Genomic DNA, 24,178 nt, shown 5'->3' on the forward strand with positions numbered 1-24,178 from the left:
CCCCGATGCCTCTCCCCCATCGGGGCGTGAGCACAGCGCGCAAGGGCGCGGGCGGAGCTAATGCCCCGCCTCCACCTTGGCCCCTCGCTGCGGCTTCCCCAGCAGCATCACCAGGGGCAGGAACAGCACGATGATCACGCCGGCCAGCCAGAACGTGTCCGCGAATGACATGACCGAGCCCTGCTGCGCCACCGACCCGGAGAGCAGCCAGAGCGCGCGCTGCTTGGCCTCCGCCGCGGACGCGCCGCTGGCCATCATCGCGCGCGTCAGCAGGTCGACGCGCTCGATCGTCATCGGGTCGTTCGACACGAGCTTCTCCGCGAGGACGGCCTCGTGGAATGCCTGCCTTCGCACGAGCAGCGTCGAGAGCAGCGCGACGCCGATGCTGCCCCCGAGCTGCCGCGTCAGGTTGTAGAAGCCCGTCGCGGCGGCGATGTCCTTGCGCGGAATCGGGCCGAGCGCGGCCAGGGAGAGCGGCAGGAACATGAAGGTCGTGCCCACGGAGCGGACGATGAGCGGCCAGAACAGGTCGTCGCCGCTCGTCTGCGGGTTCATCGAGGCCAGCATCGTCAGCGAGGCCGCCAGCAGGAGCGCCCCCATCACCAGCGTGAGCCGCGGGTCCATCCGGCGCGACAGCCTCCCCGCGACGGGCATCAACAAGGCCGTCGCCAGGGCGCCCGGCAGCATCAAGAGGCCGGTCTGCTGTGACGTGTAATGCAGGACGGTCTGCGCGAAGATCGGCACGGCGAAGAGCCCGCCGTACAGGGCCATGCCCATGACCACCGAGAGGATGCTGCCAGCCCACAGAGAGCGGTGGCCGAGCACGCGCAGGTCGACGACGGGCTCCTCCGCGCGGAGCTCGCGGCGCACGAAGAGCACGAGGGACACGAGCGACGCGGCGAACAGGGCGACGATCAGCGAATCATCGAACCAGTCATGCGAGTTCCCCTCCTCGAGGAACGTCTGCATGCAGCCGAGGCCCACGGCCAGGAGGCCGATGGCGAGCCAGTCGATGCCCTTCCGGGCCGCGGCGAGCGGCCCGTCCGCCGGGAGCGCCGCGAGGCAGAGCACCACCGCGAGCACGCCGAGCGGCAGGTTGATGAAGAAGATCCACCGCCATCCGACGTTGGTGACGATGTACCCGCCCAGCGTGGGGCCGATGGTGGGGCCCGCGATGACGATGGCCCCGAAGAACGCCTGCGCCGTGGGCTGCTCCTCCTTGGGGAACGTCTCGAAGAGGATCGACTGCGCCTTGGCCAGCAGGCCGCCGCCCGTGAGCCCCTGCAGGACGCGCGCGACAACCAGCATCGGCAGGGTCGTCGAGAGCCCGCACAGGACCGAGGCCGCCGTGAAGCCCACCAGCGAGAAGATGAAATAGCTCTTCTTGCCGAACCGATGCCCGAGCCACGCGGCGAGCGGCAGGACGATGACGTTGGCGACGGCGTAGCTCGAGACGATCCAGCTCGCCTGGCTCATCGTCGCGCCCAGCGATGTCTGCATCTCCTTGAGCGCGACGTTGACGATGCTCGCGTCGACGACCTCGAGCAGCGCGCCGATGGCCACGGCGACGGCCACGGCCCACTTGTTGGCCGGCGCGGCGTCGAGCTCGAGCGCGGCCGGCGACGAAGCGACGTGAGCCATGAGCCCCTCCTCCTAGCCGCGCGTATCGATGGACAGCTCGACGCTCATGCCCGGCTTCAGCACGACGCCGTGCGGCACGTCGCGGACCTTCACGCGCACGGGGACGCGCTGCACCACCTTGGTGAAGTTGCCGCTGGCGTTGTCCGGCGGCAGCAGCGTGAAGCGCGAGCCGGTGGCGCCGGACAGGCTCTCGATCTCGCCGTGCAGGGTGACGCCGGGCAGGGCGTCGACCTCGAGGTCCGCGGGCTGGCCCGGGTGCATGTGCGCGACCTGGGTCTCCTTGAAGTTCGCCGTCACCCACACGAGCGGCGTCACGAGCTGCGCGATCGCCTGCCCCGCCGCGACCTGCTGCCCGACGGCGATGGTCTTCTTGGAGGCCACGCCGTCGGCGGGGGCCACGACGCGCGTGTACGACAGCTCGAGCTGCGCGAGATCGCGCGCCGCCATCGCGATGGCCACCTGCGCGCGCGCCGACCTGGCGCGGGCCTGCGCCTGCGCCACCACGACGTCCACGCTGCTCGTCTGCTTCACCTTGGCCGAGGCCTCGATCGTGCGGCTTCGCGCCACCGCGATGTTCGCCCGCAGCGTGGAGAGCCGCGCGCGCGCCGCCTCCAGGCTGGCCTGCGCCACGTCGAAGCTCGCCTCCGCCTGATCGAACGAGGCCTGCGGGAGCGCGCCCTGCGCGAGCAGCGAGCGGCTCCTGTCGCGCTCGGTCTCGGCCTGCCTGAGCGCCGTCTCCGCGGATCGGACCGAGGCCTCCGCCTCCTTGAGCTGATCGGCCGCCGACGTCACGCCGCCCTGCGCCGTCTGCAGCGACGCCTCGGCGATGGACCTGTTGCCGAGGGCGTTGATCTCGGCCACGCGCGCGTCCGCCTCGGCCGCCTCGGCCGCCGCCTCGGCGGCCTCCACGTTGGCCTCGGCCTGCGCGAGCTTCGCCCTGGCGCTCGCGTCATCGAGCACGGCCAGCGTGTCGCCGGCCTTCACCGGCTGGTTCTCCGTGAAGAGCACCTCGGCGATGGTCCCGCCCGCCCGCGACGGGACCGCGATCACCTCGCCGTCCACCTGCGCGTTGTCCGTGCTCTCCAGGAAGCGGTGCGTCCACCAGTACCCGCCGCCCACGACGGCGACGAGCAGCAGGGCGACCACGAGCGCGGGCGCCTTGCTCTTCCGCTTCGCGGAGGCGCTTCCCTGCGCGGCGGGGGCTTCGGCGACGAGGGTGGCATCGGAGGGAGAGGCTGCAGTGCTCATGCGGGATCCTAAAGGCTACAAACTTTTGCCATAGTACCCACCCGGACCTGTTGAGGCAACGAGAAGTTGCCTTTACGGGTGAGCGAGCCAAGATCCGCCGGGATTTGTTCGGTAAGAGGTCTGCCCATGGATCGCGAGAGCACTGCCCCGTCTGCCCGTCGGAGCCGCCGCACCGAGGGCACCCGCGTCGGAGGGCGCGCGGAGCGCGTGGTGTCGGCCGTGCTGTCCGCGACGCACGAGGAGCTCGGGCGCGTGGGCTACGGCGCGCTGCGCGTGGAGGACGTCGCCGCGCGCTCGGGGGTCGCGAAGACGACCATCTACAGGCGCTGGCCGACCAAGGCGGAGCTCGTCGCGGCGTCCCTGCGCGCGGCGAACGAGGAGCAGGCGCCGCCGGACACGGGCACGCTGCGCGGGGATCTGCTGGCCGTGGTGATGGGGGCCGTGCGGATGAGCCAGACGCCGACGGGCCGGGGCATCGTGCGGATGCTCCAGACGGAGCGCGCGGACCCGGAGGTCGAGGCCATCTCGAGGGCCCTGCGCGATCGGAGTCGGCAGGTGCGCAGGGCGCTTGTCGAGCGAGGCGTCGCGCGCGGCGAGCTGCCCGCGGACGTGGACACGGAGCTCGTCCTCGACCTGATCTTCGGCGCGATCTACGCGCGCCTCGTCCACCGCGGCGAGGACGTGAGCGAGGACTACGCCGCCGCGGCGATCGACACCGTGCTCGCAGGCGCCCGCGCAGGGGCGGCGCGCCTGCCGGAAGCGCCACGGCGCCCGTAACGGGGCCGCCCGCGGGCGCGCGCCGCGAGCGGCCGGAGAGGCTCTCGTGCTGGCGCGCGGGCAGATGTCGATGTCTCCGAGCAGATCTTCCGGCAGGTCGACCAGAGCGGCGCGCTGCCGCGGCACCTGGGGAGGCGCTCGAGGCCTCGTGCTAGACTCGGATCATGGTCGAACCTCTGGCCCCTCCCACCGAGGATCGGGACGACAGCCCCTACGATGAGAACGGCGTGGACCGCTCCCTCGTCCGCTGGATGCTCAGCCTGTCCCCCACGGAACGGCTGGCGCAGGTGCAGAGCTCGATCGATCTGATCATGAGCGTGCGCGAGCCATCCGATGGCGCTCGCTGACATCCTGCACGCCCTGGTACACCATGGTGTCGAGTTCATCGTTGTAGGAGGCATGGCTGCAGCGTTGCAGGGTGCCCCGGTGAATACCCTCGACATAGATATTGTGTACTCGCGATCCGAGCAGAACATTGGCCGACTCATGACGGCCCTGACGGACCTGGAAGCCGTGTTCCGCACCGACCCACGACGGCTCATCCCCAATGAATCGCATCTGCGGTCAACGGGGCACAAGCTGCTCCAGACGAAGCATGGACTTCTCGACGTGCTGGCGACGATCGAGGAGTCGACGTCGTATGACGATCTTCTGCCCGACACGACGGTGCTCGAGATAGCCGGCGCGCTCGTCCGCGTTCTGTCGCTGGAACGGTTGATCGAGGTCAAGGCGAAGCTGACCAGGCCCAAGGATCGGGCGATGCTCCTCGTGCTCCAGGCGACCCTCGACGAGAAGCGTCGAGCGCGCTGACCCACATCGAGCGGCTCGCCCGCCTCCTCCCTACTGCCGCACCGGCAGCTCCACCACGAACCTCGCCCCCTCCCCCGGCGCGCTCTCCACGGTCACCACCCCGCCGTGCGCCTCGACGACGCTCTTCACGATCGCGAGCCCGAGCCCCGTCCCGTTGCGGCTCTCGTCGGTCGTGAAGAACCTGTCGAAGACGCGCGCCAGATGCTGCGCCGGTATCCCCGGCCCCCGGTCGCGCACCGAGATCCTCGCCGTCTTCCCCCCTTCCCCACCTCCGCCGCCCTCCCCGCCCTCCACGGTCACCACCACCGCCTCCCCGGCCGGCGAGAACTTCACCGCGTTGTCCACCAGGTTGAGCAGCGCCGTCTCCAGGTCCGTCTGCCGCGCCCGCATCAGCCGCCTCGGCATCTCGTACCGCAGCACCACCGGCTTCTCGCGACTCGTACACCGCTCCACCACGCGCGCCGCGAGCGCCTCCAGGTCGAGCACCGTCATCGCCTCGCTCGAGGCCTCGATCCGGCTGAGCTCCAGGAGCCTCGACACGAGCCGGTCGAGCCGCTCGACGTCGAGCTCGATGTTCCGCAAGAAGCGCCGCCGCGCCTCGGGATCGTCCGCCGCGCCCTCGTCGAGCAGCTCGGCGGCCCCCCGGATCGATGTCAGCGGCGACTTGAACTCGTGCGCCACGTCCGCCGCGAAGTCCGAGATGTACCGTAGCCGCGCCCCGAGCCGCTCGTTCATCGCCGCGAACGACGCGCCGAGCTCCCGGATCTCGCCGCTCCCCGAGACGGGCACCTCGATGTCGCGCTCGCCGGCGGCGATGCGCTTGGCCGCGCGCGAGAGCCTGCCGAGCGGCCTCGAGATCGTCCACGCGAGCGCCAGCGTCACGAGGCCCGTGAACAGGCTCGCGACCACGAGCACCCGGATGAGGCCCGAACGGATCCGGTGCAGCTCCACGAGCACCGGCTGCGTCGAGCGGACCACGTAGACGGCGCCGAGCACCTCGCCGCCGCGCCGGATCGGCTCGGCCAGGAACAGGAAGACCGCCGGCGGCTCCTCCCGCACGCGCGTCCGCGCGCCGCGCCGCCCGGCGAGCGCCTCGCGGACCTCCGGGCGATCCGGGATCTCGGACCAGCCCTCGCGCGCGCCCTTGCCGATCGGCTGCACCCGCTCGGCCAGCTCGATGAGGTCGGCCGAGCTCGGACCATGGCCGCTATAGCCGCGCGACGGGATGAGCACGGGGCGCGCCGGCTCGGGCCCCTCGGGCGGGCCGTTCGCGTGCGAGTCGGCCACGACCGCGCCCGCCCCGTCGAGGATCCGCACGCGCGTGCGCGTGAGCCGCGCGGCCTGGGTCAGCACGTCGCCGTGCTCCGGCGCGTCGAGCTCGAAGCCCCGGTCGAGCCCCGACGCGAGCATCGCCGCCACCAGGGCCGCCTGGTTCGCCATGTCGCGCTCCAGCGAGCCGAGGAGCTGCCGCTCGTAGAGGCGCGCGAACTCGAGGCCCGCCACCGGCACGAGCAGCACCACCAGGTTGACGACGAGCAGCCGGACGCGGATCCGGCCGAGCTCCCGGCGCAGGCGCTCGCTCATCGTACGCTTCGTACGCTCCGACATCGTACGCCCCGGCGCCCCGCGGCCCGGGCTACGCCCCATTCACCTTGTAGCCGACGCCGTGGACCGTCGCGATCGGATCACCGCCAACTACCCGGAACTTCGCGCGAATCCGGCGAACGTGGGTGTCGATGGTGCGCTCCGTGATCAGGTTGTCGTACCGGTAAGCGCGCTGCATGAGCTGACCGCGCGACAGCACCACCCCGGGCCGCTCGAGCAGCGCGCCGAGCACGCCGAGCTCCGTCGCGGTGAGCGACACGGGCTGCCCGAGGTAGCGCGCCTCGTGGCGGTCCGTGTCCACCTCGATCGGCCCGTGGCAGAGGACCGCCGCGCGCGCCTCCGCCGGCGCGGGCGGCGGCGCCTCGGCCCGCCGCAAGAGCGCGCGCACGCGCGCGACGAGCTCGCGCGGCGAGAACGGCTTCGTGAGGTAGTCGTCGCCGCCGAGCTCCAGGCCGACGATGCGGTCGACCTCGTCGGCGCGCGCCGACAGGAAGAGGATCGGCGTCCTGCTCCCGGCGCGCAGGCGCCGGCACACCTCGAGGCCGTCGAGCTCGGGCAGCATCACGTCCAGCACCACGAGGTCGACCTTCCCGGGCGCCGCCGCCTCGATCGCGGCGCGCCCGTCCGCCACCGCCGTGACGGTGTAGCCCTCCTTCTGCAGGGCGTAGAGCAGGACCTCGCGGATGCGCGCCTCGTCGTCGACGACCAGGATGTGCTTGCTCACGTCTCGATCGGCTCCTCGGATGAAACGCCGCCGTGCGCGTCGATGGCCGCGCCGAGGCCCTCCACGCGCGCCCAGACCTCGGACACGATACCACCGACGCCCTCGACCGAGGATCCGGCGAAGCGCGCCAGGACGAGCTGCGTGCGGAGCGCCTGCACGAGGTCGGCGAGCTCCTCGAGCGCGCGAGCGTCGCGGTCGCGCATCGCCCGCAGGCGCCGGATGTTCTCGAGGTGCAGGTGCGCCGTCGCCAGCGCGCGCCCCGGCGCGCTGCCGCGCTCGATCTCGGCGACGCGCGCCGCCGCGGCGGCTTCGTCGAAGCCGCTCTGGCGGAGCAGCGCGTCGAGCTCGGCGTGGCGGGCGGCGGCGCGCGCCACCTCGGCCTCGATGCGCGAGGCGGCCTCGCGCGACAGGAGCGCCTCGAACGAGGTGCCCGCGCACGCGCTGACCCCCTCGCGCAGCGCCCCCTGCACGCGCGCGGCGGCCGCGGAGGTGCCCGGGGTGCCGCCGGGCTCCGCGCGGCGCGCGGTGAGCGCGACGGGCGCCCAGATGGGCCAGAGCGGCACGCAGAGCGCCGCGGAAAGGGCGGCGCGGCGGCGATCCCCGGGCGACGCGCGGTAGACCGCCACGGCGCACGCGAGCCCCGCGATGAGGTACAGGACCGAGAGGTCGCGCAGGCTCATCGCGAGCCCTCCGTCAGGCCGTCGGGCGCGGCGCCGTCCTCGTACGGGTAAGGGTAGCCGTACGGGTAGTCGCTCGGATCGGGCGGGTGCCCGTGATCGTCATAGATCCCGAGCGCGGAGCGGAAGCTCCGGACGAGCGCGTCGGAGAAGCTCCCCTCGCGGGCGCGCAGGAAGGGGACCGTCTTCTCGCTCGGCCGCCCGAGGTAGGGCCGGAGGATCCACGCGGCCTGACCGCCGACCGCGAAGAACACGGCCATGAAGGCGACCGCGGTGAGCAGGCGGCCCGGACCCGCGCCGATCCCGCGCACGAGCACGCCGAGCGCGGCGAGGCCCGCGACGGCGTAGGCGAGCCAGGCGACGACCGAGGAGGCGTGGTAGCCGAGCCCCAGGTCGATGAGCAGCCAGAGCACCGGCGCGAAGGCGAGCAGCACGAGCGAGGAGCGGCCCGCCGACGCGAGGGCGAGGGCGATGACCGACCGCATCGGCCGGGGGCGGCCGAGGACGGCCGCGAGCGCGTGGAGCGCGGGGGCGCTGAGCGCGAGCGTGATCAGCATCGCGAGCGGCACCTTGATGGCTGCGTAGAGGATCTGCTCCCCGCCGCGGAAGCTGCCGATCACGCCGCCGAACACGGCGGAGCCGAGGGCGATGGCGCCGAGCGACGCGAGCGCGATGGCGCGGGTGTCCCGGTCCTCGCGGCAGCTCGCGGCGATGTCGGAGGGCGCCCGGAGGAGGCGGCTGATGACGGCGGCGCTCACAGGACACCTGCCTTCAGGATCGGGAGCGTCGCCCACCAGACGCGCAGGGCGAGCGCGACGGCGAACCCCGCGAACCCGAGGAGCGCGGCGCCGTGCCCGGCCAGGAGGGCGAGGCTGCCGTTGCCCCGGAGGGCGGCCCGGAGGTCGCGCAGCAGGACATGGACGCCGAGGATGCCGCCCACCGCGAGGCCGAGCAGCCCCATGAGCGCGGCGGTCAGATCCGACCCGCTCGTGACGACGAACAGCGCGGCGGCCGGCGCGAGGCCGCCGAGCACGAGGCCCGTCGCCGCCGCGGCGCGCGCCGTGGCCGAGAGGGCGCGCGGCGGGTCGAGCGGCGCGTTGAAGAGCGTGAGGACGATGAGGAGCGCCGGCACGCCGAGGCCCGCGACGGCGACCACGGCGGCGGGCACGCCGGCGGCGTGCTGGACGAGCGACGCGCCGCCCTGCCGCGCGCCGAGCGCCAGGCCATAGAGCGAGGCGAGGCCGACGCCGATCCCGAACCGGGTCAGGTCGTCGCGGAGCAGCGAGGGCGACCGCTCGGCGAGGAGCGCGGCTGTCCAGCCGGGGTGTCCGCCGTGCGCCGCGGGCTCGTCGGTCACGGTCGCGCGCGTCGCCGGAGCGTCGCCGCGAGACGCGGGCGCTGCCGGAGCGCCGCCGCGAGACGCGGGCGCCGCCGGAACGTCGCGGCGAGACGCGGGCGCCGCGGCAGCGTCGCCGTGAGGCTCTGACGGATCCGGCATGCCGGAGTCCATGCCGGACTGCGGCGAGGATGGGATGAGGAGACAGGGAGCTTGCGCCTGCACAGGACCTCCGTGGGGTGAGCGCTGCGGGGCACTCTCGGGTGCCGCCGCAGGCATCGATGGGAGTACCCCCCGCACGAGGCGCGCCCGCGCCCTCGACGAGGAACAGGCGCGGAGAGGTTGTGGCAAAGTTATGGCGGGTCGCCCGCAGCGCCCGGAGCGCTCTTCGGGGACGAGGCCGCGTAGCGCCGCGCGAGCTCTCCGCCGACTGCCCAGCACACCTCCACGTGCCCAGCACGCGTGAGCTGGACCACGCCACGCGCCGACCTCGGCGCGATCTTCTGAAAGCGCGTCGCGCGTGGCCCGAGCTATCCTGGGCCACCCCCAGGAGACGTGGTGTGAAGGCCAACAGCGACGCGCACGTCGGCGACGCCGGCGTACCGGGCGGAGAGCAAGGCCGAACGCTGGAGCGCGCTGGCAGCTCCGAGCTGCATGCGTCGGGGGCGGTCAGCGCCGGGGCGCGGGGCGCCGCGGAGCCGCCTCGCACCACGACGTCTGTCGCGCCGGACCCGCTGGAGGGCGCGGAGGGCGACGCGACCGAGGGGCGCGGGCGCGCGTTCGACCAGCCGACGCGGGAGGACGCCGATCTCGCGGCCATGGTGGGGCGGCGGATCGGCGCGTACGAGATCACCGGGCTGCTCGCGCGGGGCGGCATGGGGATCGTCTTCTCCGGGCGCGACACGCGCCTCCAGCGGCCCGTCGCGATCAAGGCGCTCCCGCGGGCGGTCACGGACGATCCCGGGCAGCGCGCGCGGCTGCGGCGCGAGGCCAAGCTGCTCGCCTCGATCTCCCACCCCAACATCGCGACCGTCTACGGCCTGGAGCAGGACGACGCCGACTACCTCGTCATGGAGCTCGTCGTCGGCTCCACGCTCTCGGAGCGGCTCTCCCGCGGCCCGCTCCCGGCCATGGAGGCGCTGTCGCTCGCGCTCCAGATCGGCCGGGGCGTCGAGGCGGCGCACGAGGCGGCGCTCATCCACCGGGATCTCAAGCCCAGCAACGTCCTGCTCACGCGCGACGGCAAGGCCAAGCTGGTCGACTTCGGCATCGCGCGCGCGGTGAAGCCGGACGCCGACGACGCCGCACCGCCGATGTCGTCCACGACGCTCACGCTGCCGTTCATCATCCTCGGCACGCCGGGGTACATGAGCCCCGAGCAGATCCGGGGTCGCAGCGTCGATCGGCGCGCGGACATCTTCGCGTTCGGGGTGCTCCTGTACGAGTGCCTGACCGGCGAGGTCGCCTTCCCGGGCGAGACCGTGGCGGATCGGCTCGCGACCACGCTCGAGCGCGAGCCCGACATGGCCCTCGTGCCGCCCGAGGTCCCCCCGCGCGTCCTCGACCTGCTGCGGCGCTGCCTCGCGAAGGATCCGGCCCGGCGGCTGCCGGACATCGGCCACGCCTGCCTGGAGCTCGAGGAGGCGCAGCTCGAGCTGCGTCAGACCCGCGCCACGCTGCCGTCGTCGCCGGCGCACCCCGCGCGCGCCGGCGGCGCCGCTGCGGTGGCTCCCGCGCCTGCCGGCGCCGCCGCGCCGCGCCTCCCGTCGCCCGCCGGCGCCGCCGCGAAGGCTCCCGCGCCCGCCGCCGCGGCCGCTCCCGCCGCCTCGACCCGCGCCCCTGCCGCCCGCGCCGCCGCCCCCGCGCCGGCCGTTCCTGCCGGCCGTCCTTCTGCCGCGGCGCCCCCGCCCGCCGGCCGCCCTTCCTCGGTCCCGCCCCCGCCGGCCAGCCGCGCCGCCGCCGCCCTCGCCGCCGGCCGCCCCTCCTCCGTCCCGCCCCCGCCGGCCAGCCGCGCCGCCGGCCGCCCCTCCGCCGCCCCCGCGCCCGCCGGCCGTCCCTCGGCGGTTCCACCCCAGCCCGCCCCCGCGCGCGCCGCGCCCGCTGCCGGCCGCAGGCGCCTCGCGCTCGCCGCGGCCGGCGCCGCGCTCGTCGGCGCCGGCGCCGCGGCCTCGGCCGGGCTCCTGCGCGCCCTCGACGCCCCCGCGCCCGCCGCGCCCGCGCGCCAGTTCGACCTCCTGTACCCGGCCCCTCAGGCGCCGCTGACGCGGCTGCGCCTCGCCGTCTCCGACGACGGCGGCCGCGTCGTCTTCGGCGCCGCGGGCGCGGACGGCGTCTTCGGTCTCTGGTACCGGAACCTCGAGGAAGGCAGCGCGTCGCTGCTCCGCGGCACCGAGGAGGGCTGGGATCCGACCCTCTCTCCCGACGGCGAGTGGGTCGCCTTCTACCGCGGCGGCGAGCTCTGGAAGCGCCGGCTCCTCGGCGGCAACAGCGAGCGGCTCTCCAGCGCCGCGTGGTCGGCGGGCGCCGCGTGGGGGACGGACGGGTCCGTGTCGTTCTTCCCGGAGTGGGGCCGCGGGCTGGCGCGCATCCCCGCGCAGGGCGGCGATGTCCGGTTCGTCACCGAGGTTCGCCCGGACCTCGGCGACTTCGCGCAGGTGCTCCCGTGCGTGCTCCCCGGCAGCCGGGCTGTCCTGTTCACCTCCTGGGGCGGCAAGAAGGACACCCGGATCGAGGCGGTCGACCTCTCGACAGGCGCCCGCGCCACCGTGGTCCAGAGCGGCTCCACCCCGCGCTTCGCCCGCACCTCGCGCGGCGATCACCTCCTCTGGGAGCGCAAGGGGACGATCTACGCGGCCCGGTTCGACGTGGGCGCCTCGCGGCTCGCCGGCCCCGAGCACGCCATCGTGGACGGCGTGCTCACCGACGGCACCGATTACGCCTCGTTCTTCGATGTCTCCGACGAGGGCACGCTCGTCTGGGTGCCCGGCGCGGTCTTCCACGAGGAGAGCCAGCTCGCGTGGCTGGGCGACGACGGGAAGGCGGCGCCGTTCATCGACGATCCCCTGCCCTTCGCCGAGCCGCGCTTCTCCGCGGACGGCAAGAAGCTCTCGGTGATCCTCAAGGAGGACACGTACACGGCCTACGTGCGCGAGGAGGGCCGCGGCATCTTCGATCGTGTCGTGTTCGACAACGAGGTCGAGTCGGCCGCGATCTCGCCCGACGGCGCCTGGCTTGCGTTCAGCGGCATGCGCGACGGGCGCTTCGGCGCGTGGGTGAAGTCGCTCGCCACGGGCGAGGAGCGCCGCCTCGCCGACGGCCTGGCCAACTTCGCCCTTGCGGTCGACTGGTCCCCCGACGGCCGGCACGTCGCCCTGTCGATGTCGCCCGACGGCCGCTCCCCCCGCGACATCCGTGTCTTCTCGCTCGACGACCCCGCGCGGCCGCGTGAGCTCATCGTCGGCCCGTCCGACGATCGTTATCCCCGCTTCTCGCGCGACGGCCGCTGGCTCGCGTACACGTCCGACGAGGCCGGCGTGCGTCAGGTGTACGTTGTCTCGTTCCCTGACGGCAAGGTGAAGCGGCAGATCTCGCCCCGCGAGGGCACCGAGCCCGCCTGGGCCCCCGACGGCACGCGAATCTATTACCGTGCCGAGGGAAAGCTGTACGCGGCGCCCGTCTCCCCCGTCGACGCCCGCCCTGTCGGGCCGCCTGTCGTGATCCACGACAGGCCGTTCGGACAGGCCGATCCGGATCTCCAGAGCTACACCGTGGCGCCCGACGGGAGGATCTTGCTCGTCGCGCCCTCGCCGCCGAGGACGCAGGTGACCCACATGCGCGTGATGCTCGGCTGGGACCAGCGCCTGCCCTGAGCGGACCGGCCAGCGGGACAGACGGCCAGCGGGATAGGGACATACAGAGGAGGACAGGACTCGCGGCCTCCCCGCGCTGCCCAAACGGGCCTGACTCTTCTCCTCCGTCGCCAGGCCTCATCTCGTTCAAAAATCCAATGCTGATGACAAGCATGTGGGCGTTCACACGACTGGGCCCAGCGTCTGCCTCTCTTGACGCGGCGCACCGCCGCCAGCTAGTCCTTCCGCGGGCTCGACGAGATCCGCGGCCCGGCCGATTGGAATTGACACCTCAAATGTGATCGCTCACATTTGGACCGTAGGCTATCCTTCTGCTTCGCTTTCGGGGTCTCGTCGTGTCCATCGAGACCCTCGTCATCTGAACGATTTCGGCAGCAATTGCGTTCGCTCTGTCCTCGCGGAAGCGATCGCCGATCGATGGTACTCGGCGTCTTGAGAGGGGTTTTCCGCGGGAGAACACGACCGGCCTCGCCTGTTCGGCGTCTGTCGTGAGCTCCGGACATCGGTCACATCGGTCCCATCGGTCCCATCGGTCACCGAGGACGATCGCTCCATGCTCCGGAGAAGCGTCCGGATGGCAACCGCAGGCTGTGGAGTGAAGGCGTCGTGCCATCGAAGGGGACCACGCGCCCCGCTCCGGCGAGCACGATGGTCGTTGCAGCGCAGGTCACCCGAAGGGAACTGCCCAGTCACCAGAGGTCAGTCAGGAGACAATGATGACCCCACCGTCTTTTTCGATAACCAGCATGACACGCCGCAAGCGGGCGCTCGGCGCGGGGCTCTGCGTCACGGCGCTCCTGCTCGCGGGGTGCACGGGCTCCCTGGGCCACGAGGAGGAGGAGGACAGCGGCAGCCCTGCGCCGAGCGGCGGCGTGGCGCGCGGCATCGACATGCCGGGCGCGCCGCAATACCACCGGCTCGTGCGCCTCACGAACTCGCAGTGGGCGAGCAGCGTGCAGGTGGTGCTGAACCTCGCCGCTCCTTCGGCGCTGTCGGACGGGTTCGAGAAGCCCGTCGCCGGCACGACGGACTTCACGAACAACGAGCACCTGCTGAGCATCAACCAGCGCTCGTGGGGCGACTACCAGTCGGCCGCGGAGGAGCTCGCCGAGGAGGTGACGGCCTCGGATGAGGCGCTCGCCGACGTTTACCCGGGTACGGACGCGGCCGGCTTCATCGAGACCGTGGGGCGCCGCGCGTACCGCCGTCCGCTGACGGACGCCGAGGTCGCCGGGTACACGGCGCTCTTCGAGACCGGCGCGGCGATGTCCGGCACGAAGAGCACCTTCGCCAAGGGCGCGCAGCTCGTGATCCGGACGATGCTCCAGTCGCCGCACTTCCTCTACCGCACGGAGCTCGGCGAGGCTCGCAAGCCGCTCGACGGCTACGAGATCGCGGCGAAGCTCTCGCTCTGGCTGCGCAACGCCGCGCCGGACGACGAGCTGCTCGACAAGGCGTCCACGCTCACGACGCCGGAGGCGATCGCCAAGGTCGCCGAGTCCATGCTGGAGGAGCCCGCTGCGGCCAAGTCCATGCGGTACTTCCATCGCGAGCTGCTCCACTTCGACCGCTACGCCACGATCAGCAAGCTCGGCGTGCCGAGCTACAACGAATCGTTGAACGCGGAGTACGAGGAGAGCGCGTACCTGTTCTTCGAGAAGATCTTCACCGAGCGCCTCGGTGTCAAAGAGATCCTGACGTCGACCACGGGCTTCGTGGGGCCGGGGATGGCGAGCCTCTACGGCCTTCAGCCGAGCGGCCGCGACATGGTGGAGCGGGACCTCGGTCCCGATCGCGTCGGCTTCTTCTCGCAGCTCCCTTACCTGACGCTGAACGCCCTGAACGACGAGTCGGACTCGATCCACCGCGGCGTCAGCATCAACCTCGACGTGCTGTGTACGCCGCTCGGCGCGCCGGCCCCCAACATTCCGCCGGTCCCGCCGCTCGAGCCCGGGCAGACGAACCGCCAACGCATCACGCGGCTCACCTCCGCCTGCGGCGGCTCGTGCCACAACGAGCTCATCAACCCCGTCGGCTTCGCCTTCGAGCACTTCGACGGCATGGGGCAATACAGGGACGAGGAGAACGGAGGCTTGCCGATCGACAGCAGCGGTGTCTACTCCTTCTCCGAAGGAGCGAAGCCGTTCGCCGATGCCGGCGAGCTGATGCACCACATGGCGGAGGGCGAGCAGGCTCACCTCTGCTACGCCAAGAAGCTGGCGAGCTTCGCGCTTCAGCGCGACGTCGTGCCGGCGGACTTGCCGCTCGTCGAGACGCTCGCCAAGGTGAGCCGCGGCGCCAGCGGCTCGGTGAAGGAGATGATGCTCGAGCTCGTGAAGAACGAAGCATTCCGGACTCGCGTGGGAGGCCCGCTGTGAACTCCAAGATCGTGACGAACCTCAATCATCCGAGCGTGGCGCCCCGGCGCGGCATCAACCGGCGCGCGTTCCTGCGCGCCGGCGGCGTCGCCATCGCCCTTCCGTTCCTCGAGGGCCTGCCGTCGCGCTCCGCCTGGGCCGCGGACAACGCGCCCGTGTTCAGCCTCTACATCGTGGCGGCGTGCGGCGTGGTGGGTAGCAAGTTCTTCCCGGAGAAGACTGGCGCGCTCACGACCAGCGGGCTCGGCGCCATGACGGAGAAGGCGACGCACGTGCTCGCGCCTCACGCCGCGAACCTGCTGTTCATCCGCGGGATCAACTTCCCCATGGGGGGCCCCACCAACTGCGGCCACGCGCAGGGACTGTGTCAGGCGCTCACCGCGCGCCCGGCGTCAGGCGGCGGCAGGACGGCATCCTCGACCGGGGTGTCCGCGGATGTGGTGATCGCCGAGCTGGTGAACGAGGGCGGCGCCGAGCCGCTCACGCTCTACGCCGGCAACCGAAGGAACGGGTACATCGCCGAGCGCATCTCCTTCAAGGGTGGTGGCTCCGGGCAGGTGCGCTCGGCGGACGACAACCCGTACACGCTCTATGCCAAGCTCGTCGGCCTGGCGGACAGCAGCAGCGGTGGTGGTAGCGGCTCGCAGGTCGCGGAGGAGCTCATCCGCAGCCGCAAGAGCGCGAACGACTTCGTGAGGGAGGAGCTGAACAGCCTGATGCGCATGTCGGCGCTGAGCTCCGCGGACAAGCAGCGCCTCCAGCAGCATTTCGACTCCATCCGCGACGCCGAGGTCACGATGGGCGAGATGGGCGGGACCTGCACCAAGGCGGGCCTCGCGACGTCGGAGCTCGAGGCGCTCAAGGGCGGCCTCGCGTTCAAGACGGACGGCATGATCGAGGACGTCGCGAAGCTCCACCTCGAGCTGGTGGCGCTGGCGTTCGCCTGCAACTTCAACCGCGTGGCGACGCTGCAGCACGGCGACGGCACGGATCAGACGAAGTATGCGGTGCCGTCGAACGCGTCGCTCGGCTGGCCCTTCCACCACCTCAGCCACCGCGTGCAATCGGACGCGTCCTCGGGCAACAACCCGACGGCCGAGCAAGCGCACGCCGAGATCGACGTGCTCCGCATGCAGACGCTGCTCCACGGGCTCGATCAGTTCAAGGCGCGCGACCTGTTCGACAAGTCCATCATCATGTGGACGAACCACGTCGCGGACGGCCCGTCGCACAGCTTCCGCAACGTGCCGACGATCATCGCCGGGAACGGCGGCGGCTACCTGAAACAGGGGGAGTACATCGACGCCGGAGGCGTGACGAACAACCGCCTCTTCAACGGCCTCATCGCCGCCGCCGTTCGGGACAAGACCGAGTGGACGGAGAACTTCGGTGAGGGCGACGGCTCCGGGCCCATCGACGGCATGCTCGCCTGAGCCTGAGGCATCGCTCAGATTCTTCAGAAATTCACAGGGAGGCGGGGAGACGGGGAGGAAGAAACACTCCCTGTCTCCTCGCCTCCCTGTTCAATTTTCTCGATTCCTCGGCGCCTGTGCGCCACCGGCGGGCGGTGAACCTCGCTACCGGCAGCGTCGGCTCGGGGCACGGCGCTCGGCTGGGTTCATCGTCCCTCCTGGTGCTGTCGGCCGTAGACCAGCAGCATGGCGATGATCACGGCGCCGTAGATGATCTGGCGGCCGGCCTCGGGCATCTGCAGCACGCTGAGCATGCTCTGGAGCAGCACGATCAGGATCGTGCCGAGGACGGTGCCGAGGTACGTCCCGCGGCCGCCCATGATGTTGGTTCCGCCGATCACCACGGCGGCGATGGCCGGCATGAGGTAGTCGTTGCCCATGGCCTGGTAGGCCTTGTGCGAAAAACCCGCCAGCAGCATGCCGGTGATGGCGGAGCACACGCCGCACATCACGAAGGCGCCGATCAGCACCAGGTGAGTCCTGATGCCCGATAAATAAACGGCCTGCTCCTGGTTGCCCACGGCATAGATGTAGCGGCCGAGCGCGGTCTTCTTCAGCACGAAGGTGGCGACGCCGCCGACGAGGATCCAGACGAACAGCGAGTTCGGGATGGAGAGCGTCTTGCCCACGGCCAGGACCTCCATCCACGCCGGCGCCTCGCTGCGCGGCGCGAAGCCGCCGGTGTAGAGCACCATCAGCCCCTGAAGCACGGTGTTCGTGCCCAGCGTGAAGATCATCGAGGGCACGCGCAGGGTTGCGACGCCGAGCCCGTTGACCAGACCCGCGGCGGCGCCGACGGCCAGGCCGTAGGGCAGCGCGGCCCAGCCGCCGAGCCCTGCGGCCAGCATGGCGCTCGAGGTGAGCACCCACGGCAGCGAGAGATCGATGTGACCGAGCAGGATCACGATCATCATGCCCGTGGCGGCCACGCCCAGGAAGGCGGCGATCTGCAGCTGTTGCAGGATGTAGTACGGGCTCAGGAAGCTCAGCGTGCCCTGGGTGATCAGCGTGCCGATCGAGCCGATCACGAGGACGACGCCGATCGACAGCAGCGCGTACCAGGTCGGCCTGTCGATCTCGCCGAGACGGCGCTTGAGCGCGGGGAGCTGTTGCATCGAGCTCACCTGAAGACGTGCAGCCGGTTCTTGACGCGGACGACCCAGAGCGCGCCGAGGCAGACGGCGGCTAACAGGATGAGGCCCTCGAACAGCGGCTGGTAGAGCGGGTTGGCGAGGAAGCCCAGCGCCGAGCCCTCGTTGAAGACGCGGAAGTTGAAGGCGACGGAGCGGAGCACCAGCGCGCCGAAGAGCGATCCCACGGCGCCGCCGATCCCCCCGTACAGCGAGGTGCCCCCGATCACGACGCTGGCGATGGAGTTCAGCGTGTAAGAGCCGGCCTGTGGGATGTCGGCGTTGCCCGACGTCGTCTGCAGCGCGAGGTAGAGGCCGCCGACGCTGGCGAAGAACCCCGACAGCGTGTACGCGGCCAGCTTGACGCGCTTGATGCGGACGCCCGACATGTACGCCGCCTCCTGCGACGCGCCGACGGCGTAAGCGCCGAGGCCGTAGCGGGTGCGGCGGTAGTAGGTCCAGAGCAGCGCGAGCAGCGCCATCCAGATGGCGGGCGTCGGGACCTTACCGATGAAGCCCAGCGCGCCGTCGAGGGGCGTGGAGCCCGCGGCCTGCAGCAGCTCGTTGAGATCGAAGGTGGCCGCGAACGCCAGATCGCCATCGACCTGGCCGCCGGGCGTCGGTCTCAGGAACAGCGCGATGCCGATGAAGATCGTGCCCGAGGCCAGGGTCGCGATGATCGGTTGCAGGCGGCCGTACACGACGAGGCAGCCGTTGAGCAGGCCCGCCGACATGCCCACGGCCAGGCACAGCAGGATGCCAAGGAAATTCTCTAGCGCGCTGCCGGCGAGGACGTGCGAGGCCACGCAGTTGACGAGCGTGATCACCGCGCCCACGGACAGATCCAGGCCGCCGGTCAGCACGGGGATCGTCTGGGCCATGGCCGCCGCCACCAGCACGAACGACTCGTTGGCGTTCTGCCCGACCAGCGACGCGCTGAACCCCTTCGGATGGGACAGCGAGTAGAGCCCGTAGAAGAAGATGCACAGACCGACGGCCACGAGCAGGCCCTGGTTCTGGCGTAGGCGGAGCCTCCAGTCCTTCATCGTGCCTCTGATCGTGCCTCTGATTGCGCGCGCTCGGCTTCGGGCTTCGGGCGCTCGGGCCCGCCGCGCAGACCGAGGGCCAGGTCCAGGATGTTCTTCTCGGTGATGTCGGGCCCCACGAGCTCGCCCTGCACGCGGTTCTGGTAGAAGACGAGCACGCGGTCACAGCACCCGATCAGCTCGTCGTAGTCCGTGCTGTAGAAGAGGATGGATGTGCCAGCGTCCGCGAGCTCGCGGAGCAGCTGGTAAATCTCCTGCTTCGTGCCGACGTCGATGCCGCGGGTGGGGTCATTGAGCATCAGCAGCCGCGGCTCCGTCATCAGCCACTTGGCCAGCACGACCTTCTGCTGGTTGCCCCCGGACAGCGACGACACCGGGTGGTCGAGGGAGCCGACCTTGATCTGGATGCGGCGCACCATCTCATCGACGCGCGCGGCCTCGCGCTGGCGGTCGATCACCACGCCGCTCGTGAACCTGTCGAGCGAGGCCAGCGACATGTTCGCGGCGATGGCCATCGGCAGCATCAGGCCTTCGGTCTTCCTGTCTTCGGGCACGAGGGCGATGCCGTGCGCGCGGTCCTTGGCCTGGCGCGGGCTCGTCAGCTTGATGGGCTTGCCGTCGATCTCGATCTCGCCGCGCACATCCTTGAGCACACCGAACAGGCCGAGCAGCAGCTCGCGCTGGCCCTGGCCGTCGAGCCCGCCGATGCCGAGGATCTCGCCCTTGCCGAGCTTGAACGACACGTCCTCGAGCTGCCGCTCCCAGCTCAGGCCGCGCACCTCGAGCAGCGTCGCCGGGGAGCTGCGCGCCGCCGGCTTCGGCGGGAAGACGTGGCCCATGTCACGGCCGATCATGAGCTCCACGATCTGATCGTCGCTGCGCCGGCCCCTGGCGAAGGTCTCGATGTGCCGACCGTTGCGGAAGACCGACATGACGTCCGCGAGCTCCTTGATCTCGTGCATGCGGTGCGAGATGTAGAGCATGCCGACGCCCTGAGCCTTGAGATCGGCCAGGAGCTGGTAGACCTTCTTGACGTCGCTGCTCGTCAGCGCGGAGGTGGCCTCGTCCAGGATCAGCAGCCGCGGGTTCTGGCCGAGCGCCTTCGCGATCTCGACCATCTGGCGGCGCGAGAGCGGCAGGTCGCTCACCCAGGCGTTCGGGTTCACGCCCTCGCAGCCGACGCGCGCCAGGAGCTCCTCGGCCCTGCGGACCTGCGCCTTGCGATCGAAGAGCCCGAGGCGGTTGGTCGGCATGGTGATGCCGATGTTCTCGGCCACGGTCAGCGTCGGCATCAGGGACAGCTCCTGAAAGACGCAGGCGATGCCGGCGGCGTTCGCGTCGAGCGGGTGATCGAACCGGACCGGCTCGCCGCGGACCAGGAGCTCCCCGGCGCTCGGCTTGACCACGCCGCCGATGATCTTGATCAGGGTGCTCTTGCCAGCGCCGTTCTCGCCCAGGATCGCGTGCACCTTCCCCGCCTCGCAGGCGAAGTCGACGCCGCTCAGGGCGGTGACTCCGCCGTAGTGCTTGGAGACGGCCCGGAGCTCGAGAAGCGGAGGGCTCACCGGTTCGGTCATGGTGCTGGGGCGCCCGCGGGGGACGCTCCTTCAGGTCCACTCTACGTCTACTTTACGTCGGATTCCGACTCGTTCATGATCTTCACGCCCGAGATGTTGACCCCGCAGGGCGGGAACTCGTTGGGCGTGAAGAAGTTGTCGGAGAGCTGCGAGAAGAAGTTCTCGCCGTCCTTCAGCGTGCTGTGATCGGCGGCGGGGATCGGCACGGAGATCATCTGCGGCATGACCTTGCCTTGCAGGCCCTCGAGCGCCGCCTTCATCGCGATGGCCGCGAGCCCCGGCGACTGGCCGAGCGACAGGCCCTTCATGCCCTGCTCGTGGTGCTTCGCGATCAGCTTGCGCACGCCGTTCTCGGCCTCCGTGGCGACCGGGATCGGCTTGTGGCCGGCGTCGAGCAGCGCGCGGACGGCGCCCGTCGAGCCGCCCTGCGCGAAGAGCGCGTCGAACTGGCGGTGCACGGCCAGCGCGTCCGCCACCGCCTTCTGAGCCTTGCCGTCGTCCCAGCTGCCGACCACCTCCACGATGGTGTAGCTCTTTCCCGGCGCTTCCATGACCTCGCGGAAGCCGACGTGGCGGTCGCGATCGACGGAGTTGCCCTGCAGGCCGCGGACCTCGAGCACCTTGCCCTTCCCGCCGAGCTGCTTGTCGAGGAACTCGCCCCACTGGCGTCCCATCGCGAGCTGGTCCTCGTTGACCTGCATCACCTTGTCCGTGTCGAGCACGTTGTCGAACGGGACCAGGACGACGTCCTTCTTGTCAGCGAGGCGGATCACGCGATCGAAGCCGTCGGGGCTGACGGCGAGCGTGACGATGCCGTCGAAGCCCTGGTTGATGAAGTCCTCGATCGCGCCGAGCTGGGCCGCGACGTCGGTGCCGGTCGACACCACCTTGAACTCCTTGATGAGCGGCGCGATGGCCGGGTCCTTGGCGAAGGCCTTGGCCGTCTTGACCATCTGGATGCGCCAGGCGTTACCGACGTAGCCGTTGACGAGCGCGAGGCGGAACGGCGGCTTTCGCGCGGTCCACTGCAAAAATTTGGTGTCCTTCTTCCACGGCGCGAAGCACTCGGGGCTATGGCCGGGCCCTGGCACGACCTTGGGCCCCTGCCCGCTCGGCGCCTGCTCTGCCGCGGGGCTGGCGGAGCCCACCGCGGCCTGCGTGCTGTCGGGATTCCCTTTGCAGGCAGAGAGGCCCCAGAGCCCCAGCGCGCAGCCCAACACCGCCGCTGCGCGCCGCGCCGGTCCACGAGACTTCAGCTGGCCAATCGACATCGTGCCGCTACCTTTCGAGAAAAGAGACATGGTCGGATGGAGATCTCTACTGCCCGTCGCGTGTCGTCACGTCCTCACCCTCACGAGCCACGAGGGCTATGTCCGCGTGCCGCCGCGTTGCTCATGGTCGAAGCGCTGGGGCGCAAACCATCAGCATCTGCCGATGCGACGGCATCGCGCGTCAATTCCCGGGGCGCCACGCGGGTTCCGCGAACGCTGTCGAATTCGAATGACGTGATCGGCGAGGCGCGTGGCGCCTACCGCTTGAGAGCTTCTGGCGGCTAGGAAATCCAAACGCGATCCGAAAGTCAAGATCCTGGAAGTGGCCGTCCCATCATACAGCCACGCTGCACGCGCTGGTTGATCCAGGAAACGCCACGTCACAGCCCTGGTACATGACGCCATTCGAGAGGTCGTCCGTGTAGCCTTCGACCGGCGTCATCATCGCCTGGCCGTGGTTCGGCTCGGTAGAGAAGTCGCGCGCCCTGGGGAACAATTGTGAACGCTCACACGATCGATGTCAACGCTCGTCCGCGGGAGCGCGGGCCCCCTCGAGCCCGCGGGAGGACGAGGCGGAGCTCCTCCGCCGCGAGCGGCTGCGCGAGGCAGCAACTCAGGGCCACGGCCTACTGCGGTATCGGCGGCGCCACCACGTCGTTGATGCTCTCCACGTTCCCGCCCGCCGGATACCCGTACGAAGCGAAGAAGTCCGTCCCCCAGACGGTGACCCCGAACGCCCCCGCGCTGCTCGCCTCGTGCTGGCTCGTCTCGCACGCCGCCTTCGTTCCCACGAACCCGCGGCTCAGATCGACGTGCGCCACCTCGAACCGCCCCCCGGCCCCGACCGGCTGCCACCCGGTCACCTCGCCGAGGCAGCTCAGGTCCACCCCCGAGAAGCCGTTCGGCCCCTTCACCCGGGTGATCACCAGGTTGGTCGTGCCGTAGGTCGGATCGGTGAAGAACGCATAGCGCTTCAGGAACTGCTTGGGCGGGAGCTGGATGACCCACTCCTCGTCCCCGAGCGCGCACGACTGCCCGGGGAGCGGGATCTCGTCCACGCAGCCCGGCCGCGTGGACGACGGAGCGCCCGGCATGTAGTGCGTGAGCATGAACGGGTGTTCGTCGTCCTGCGAGCGCACCGAGAACAGCGATGTCGTCTCGAACTCGCTGACCTCGCCAGCGTCCAGGGTCGTCGGCGCGTCCGCGGGCGGCGCCGGATCCCAGGCGAGCGTCGTGCCGTCGGTCACGCCGAGCAGGCGGTACACGACGCTCTCGGGCTGCTGATCGTACAGGCGCGACACCACCCCGGCGCCGACGTACTCGCTGCCGAGGGCCCGGATCGGCGCGATCTGCTGGTGGGCGGCGTCCTGCCCGCCCCCGCTCGGCGACGTGTCGGAAGGCACCTGCAGGTAGGTGTTGCCGGTCCACACCCCGATCGGCTTGCTCGACTGCAGCACCGCGCCGCTCGGGTCCGCGCCCACCCACTGCACGACCTCGCCGGCGCCGAGCGTGACCTGCGTGGCGACGTTGGCCGGCGCGGCCGGCACCCCGTCGCCCCCGGGCAGGGACGCGCGGGGCACGAGCTCCACCGTGGTGTCGTCCTCGGCGGCGACCAGCATCATCCACAGCATGCCGGTGCCCAGCGCGTGCGGCGCCAGGGCGTAGTAGTTGGTGCCCCACGTGCTGCGCGGCAAGAGGAGCGACGCGCTCGGGAGGAAGCTGATCGCCCCGCCGTACGGCATGATGTCGTACGCGGATACGGGCGTATCCGACGCCACCTGGAACGCGGTGCCCACGCCGCTCTTGTGGACCGCCACGTCATCGAGCACGGCGGGGCGCCGCGGACACTCGAGGGTACCGTACGCGGTCGAGGTCCCCGGCAGGTGAGAGAGGAACAGCACCGCCACCTCCCCGGGCGGGATCCCCTCCGCGGGCAGCGGCGTGTACGTCGTGCTCGGGCCGATGCCGCTCGGGAGGTACGCGAACCTGGTCGGGTCGAGCGCCTCGCCGCCGCGCTCGACGCGGATCTTGGCGTGGCGGGCCCAGGTGTTCGAGAGGAAGACCGCGTGGCACGCGCCGCTGTAACGGGAGCGGGTGCGCTCGTTCTCGAAGAACGGCGGCGACGGCGCGAGGTAATCGCAGCCGATCGATCCGCCCGCCTTCTCCGCGGCCTCGCACGCGGGGATGCACCTCCCCTGGTAACACCCCAGCTCGGGCGGGCACACCTCGAGGACGTTCCCCTCGGCGTCCACGATGTCTCTCATGTCCGCGGAGCAGCCGCTCGGCGTCGCGCCGCCGCTGCCGCTGCTGTCGCTGCCGATATCCGGGCCTCCGATCCCCGAGCTGCCCGGCCCCGGCGAGCCCCCCACGCCGCCCGCGTCCGAGGACGTGGACGGCTTCCCTTGAGGGCCGTTGTTCAGGTCCGACGTGGCGGAGCAGCCGGCGGCGAGGAGGGCTGAGGGCAGCAGCGCAACAAGCGGGTGGATGTGGGGCGACCTCATCCTCTGAAGTCATCGTGTCGCGGGGGGCCTGTCAAGCGTCGCGCGGCTCTTATCGGGTGACGTGTTCGATGGCCTCGTCAGGCTCCTTCAATTTCATCTTCTCGTGTCCTCGACGG

General features: G+C 71.2%; 19 protein-coding genes. 7 read left to right on the forward strand and 12 right to left on the reverse strand.

The window, feature by feature from the left end:
* Positions 1-57: 57 nt before the first annotated feature.
* Both WME96_RS25090 and WME96_RS25095 read right to left on the reverse strand, forming a co-directional pair.
* Complete coding sequence (locus tag WME96_RS25090; protein ID WP_437284116.1) at positions 58-1,641, reverse strand: DHA2 family efflux MFS transporter permease subunit; 1,584 nt, start codon at positions 1,639-1,641, stop codon at positions 58-60.
* A 12-nt stretch (positions 1,642-1,653) separates the two neighbouring features.
* Complete coding sequence (locus WME96_RS25095) at positions 1,654-2,889, reverse strand: HlyD family secretion protein (protein WP_437284117.1); 1,236 nt, start codon at positions 2,887-2,889, stop codon at positions 1,654-1,656.
* 126 nt (positions 2,890-3,015) lie between these two features.
* On the opposite strand from WME96_RS25095, the gene WME96_RS25100 reads away from it, so the two are divergent.
* The 3 genes from WME96_RS25100 (at position 3,016) to WME96_RS25110 (ending at position 4,476) form a co-directional block, all read left to right on the forward strand.
* Positions 3,016-3,666 (forward strand): TetR/AcrR family transcriptional regulator, encoded by a 651-nt coding sequence (locus WME96_RS25100; RefSeq protein WP_437284118.1) that lies wholly within the window; start codon positions 3,016-3,018, stop codon positions 3,664-3,666.
* 164 nt (positions 3,667-3,830) lie between these two features.
* Positions 3,831-4,013, forward strand: coding sequence for a hypothetical protein (locus WME96_RS25105; protein ID WP_437284119.1), 183 nt, complete (start codon positions 3,831-3,833; stop codon positions 4,011-4,013).
* Complete coding sequence (locus tag WME96_RS25110) at positions 4,000-4,476, forward strand: nucleotidyltransferase domain-containing protein (protein WP_437284120.1); 477 nt, start codon at positions 4,000-4,002, stop codon at positions 4,474-4,476. The genes WME96_RS25105 and WME96_RS25110 overlap by 14 nt, the downstream gene beginning before the upstream one ends.
* Positions 4,477-4,506: 30 nt before the next feature.
* Here the strand turns inward: WME96_RS25110 and WME96_RS25115 are convergent, their stop codons facing one another.
* From WME96_RS25115 to WME96_RS25135, 5 genes are read right to left on the reverse strand one after another with little or no spacing between them, the layout of a single operon-like run.
* Positions 4,507-6,060 (reverse strand): sensor histidine kinase, encoded by a 1,554-nt coding sequence (locus tag WME96_RS25115; protein WP_437284121.1) that lies wholly within the window; start codon positions 6,058-6,060, stop codon positions 4,507-4,509.
* A 52-nt stretch (positions 6,061-6,112) separates the two neighbouring features.
* Positions 6,113-6,805, reverse strand: coding sequence for a response regulator (locus tag WME96_RS25120; RefSeq protein WP_437284122.1), 693 nt, complete (start codon positions 6,803-6,805; stop codon positions 6,113-6,115).
* Positions 6,802-7,485: a hypothetical protein gene (locus WME96_RS25125; protein WP_437284123.1), complete on the reverse strand. Its 684-nt coding sequence runs from the start codon at positions 7,483-7,485 to the stop codon at positions 6,802-6,804. The genes WME96_RS25120 and WME96_RS25125 overlap by 4 nt, the downstream gene beginning before the upstream one ends.
* Positions 7,482-8,240, reverse strand: coding sequence for a hypothetical protein (locus WME96_RS25130; RefSeq protein ID WP_437284124.1), 759 nt, complete (start codon positions 8,238-8,240; stop codon positions 7,482-7,484). Before WME96_RS25130 ends, WME96_RS25125 begins: the two co-directional genes overlap by 4 nt.
* Positions 8,237-8,839, reverse strand: coding sequence for a hypothetical protein (locus tag WME96_RS25135; RefSeq protein ID WP_437284125.1), 603 nt, complete (start codon positions 8,837-8,839; stop codon positions 8,237-8,239). Before WME96_RS25135 ends, WME96_RS25130 begins: the two co-directional genes overlap by 4 nt.
* 539 nt (positions 8,840-9,378) lie before the next feature.
* Between WME96_RS25135 and WME96_RS25140 the strand changes: the two genes are divergently transcribed.
* The 3 genes from WME96_RS25140 to WME96_RS25150 all read left to right on the forward strand — a co-directional run bounded on the left by WME96_RS25140 (position 9,379) and on the right by WME96_RS25150 (position 16,498).
* Positions 9,379-12,687, forward strand: coding sequence for a protein kinase domain-containing protein (locus WME96_RS25140; RefSeq protein WP_437284126.1), 3,309 nt, complete (start codon positions 9,379-9,381; stop codon positions 12,685-12,687).
* Between the two features lie 746 nt (positions 12,688-13,433).
* On the forward strand, positions 13,434-15,065 hold the full coding sequence (locus WME96_RS25145) for a DUF1592 domain-containing protein (RefSeq protein ID WP_437284127.1): 1,632 nt from the start codon (positions 13,434-13,436) through the stop codon (positions 15,063-15,065).
* The gene (locus WME96_RS25150; RefSeq protein ID WP_437284128.1) at positions 15,062-16,498 is read left to right on the forward strand and encodes a DUF1552 domain-containing protein; all 1,437 of its coding nucleotides are present in this window, start codon (positions 15,062-15,064) and stop codon (positions 16,496-16,498) included. The genes WME96_RS25145 and WME96_RS25150 overlap by 4 nt, the downstream gene beginning before the upstream one ends.
* Before the next feature lie 185 nt (positions 16,499-16,683).
* Here the strand turns inward: WME96_RS25150 and WME96_RS25155 are convergent, their stop codons facing one another.
* From WME96_RS25155 to WME96_RS25175, 5 genes are all read right to left on the reverse strand, one after another.
* Positions 16,684-17,652, reverse strand: coding sequence for an ABC transporter permease (locus WME96_RS25155; protein ID WP_437284129.1), 969 nt, complete (start codon positions 17,650-17,652; stop codon positions 16,684-16,686).
* A 5-nt stretch (positions 17,653-17,657) separates the two neighbouring features.
* Positions 17,658-18,713 carry an ABC transporter permease gene (locus WME96_RS25160; RefSeq protein ID WP_437284130.1) on the reverse strand — a complete coding sequence of 352 codons (1,056 nt, stop codon included), beginning with the start codon at positions 18,711-18,713 and terminating at the stop codon, positions 17,658-17,660.
* Positions 18,710-20,290: a sugar ABC transporter ATP-binding protein gene (locus WME96_RS25165; protein ID WP_437284131.1), complete on the reverse strand. Its 1,581-nt coding sequence runs from the start codon at positions 20,288-20,290 to the stop codon at positions 18,710-18,712. The genes WME96_RS25160 and WME96_RS25165 overlap by 4 nt, the downstream gene beginning before the upstream one ends.
* Positions 20,291-20,337: 47 nt before the next feature.
* The gene (locus WME96_RS25170) at positions 20,338-21,561 is read right to left on the reverse strand and encodes a sugar ABC transporter substrate-binding protein (RefSeq protein ID WP_437284132.1); all 1,224 of its coding nucleotides are present in this window, start codon (positions 21,559-21,561) and stop codon (positions 20,338-20,340) included.
* A gap of 626 nt (positions 21,562-22,187) precedes the next feature.
* The gene (locus WME96_RS25175; protein WP_437284133.1) at positions 22,188-23,825 is read right to left on the reverse strand and encodes an IgGFc-binding protein; all 1,638 of its coding nucleotides are present in this window, start codon (positions 23,823-23,825) and stop codon (positions 22,188-22,190) included.
* Between WME96_RS25175 and WME96_RS25180 the strand changes: the two genes are divergently transcribed.
* Positions 23,824-23,967 carry a hypothetical protein gene (locus WME96_RS25180; protein WP_437284134.1) on the forward strand — a complete coding sequence of 48 codons (144 nt, stop codon included), beginning with the start codon at positions 23,824-23,826 and terminating at the stop codon, positions 23,965-23,967. The genes WME96_RS25175 and WME96_RS25180 overlap by 2 nt on opposite strands.
* The last annotated feature ends 211 nt before the right edge of the window (positions 23,968-24,178 follow it).

It is taken from the genome of Sorangium sp. So ce406, assembly GCF_051474675.1.
In the GTDB taxonomy this organism is placed as follows: domain Bacteria; phylum Myxococcota_A; class Polyangia; order Polyangiales; family Polyangiaceae; genus Sorangium; species Sorangium cellulosum_G.

Excerpts from the sequence above, each read along its gene's own strand:
- WME96_RS25090 (WP_437284116.1), bottom strand. The coding sequence starts at position 1,641 with ATGGCTCACGTCGCTTCGTCGCCGGCCGCGCTCGAGCTCGACGCCGCG.
- WME96_RS25095 (WP_437284117.1), bottom strand. The coding sequence starts at position 2,889 with ATGAGCACTGCAGCCTCTCCCTCCGATGCCACCCTCGTCGCCGAAGCC.
- WME96_RS25100 (WP_437284118.1), top strand. The coding sequence starts at position 3,016 with ATGGATCGCGAGAGCACTGCCCCGTCTGCCCGTCGGAGCCGCCGCACC.
- WME96_RS25105 (WP_437284119.1), top strand. The coding sequence starts at position 3,831 with ATGGTCGAACCTCTGGCCCCTCCCACCGAGGATCGGGACGACAGCCCC.
- WME96_RS25110 (WP_437284120.1), top strand. The coding sequence starts at position 4,000 with ATGGCGCTCGCTGACATCCTGCACGCCCTGGTACACCATGGTGTCGAG.
- WME96_RS25115 (WP_437284121.1), bottom strand. The coding sequence starts at position 6,060 with ATGAGCGAGCGCCTGCGCCGGGAGCTCGGCCGGATCCGCGTCCGGCTG.
- WME96_RS25125 (WP_437284123.1), bottom strand. The coding sequence starts at position 7,485 with ATGAGCCTGCGCGACCTCTCGGTCCTGTACCTCATCGCGGGGCTCGCG.
- WME96_RS25145 (WP_437284127.1), top strand. The coding sequence starts at position 13,434 with ATGACACGCCGCAAGCGGGCGCTCGGCGCGGGGCTCTGCGTCACGGCG.
- WME96_RS25155 (WP_437284129.1), bottom strand. The coding sequence starts at position 17,652 with ATGCAACAGCTCCCCGCGCTCAAGCGCCGTCTCGGCGAGATCGACAGG.
- WME96_RS25160 (WP_437284130.1), bottom strand. The coding sequence starts at position 18,713 with ATGAAGGACTGGAGGCTCCGCCTACGCCAGAACCAGGGCCTGCTCGTG.
- WME96_RS25165 (WP_437284131.1), bottom strand. The coding sequence starts at position 20,290 with ATGACCGAACCGGTGAGCCCTCCGCTTCTCGAGCTCCGGGCCGTCTCC.
- WME96_RS25170 (WP_437284132.1), bottom strand. The coding sequence starts at position 21,561 with ATGTCGATTGGCCAGCTGAAGTCTCGTGGACCGGCGCGGCGCGCAGCG.
- WME96_RS25180 (WP_437284134.1), top strand. The coding sequence starts at position 23,824 with ATGTCCGCGGAGCAGCCGCTCGGCGTCGCGCCGCCGCTGCCGCTGCTG.
- WME96_RS25175 (WP_437284133.1), bottom strand. The coding sequence starts at position 23,825 with ATGAGAGACATCGTGGACGCCGAGGGGAACGTCCTCGAGGTGTGCCCG.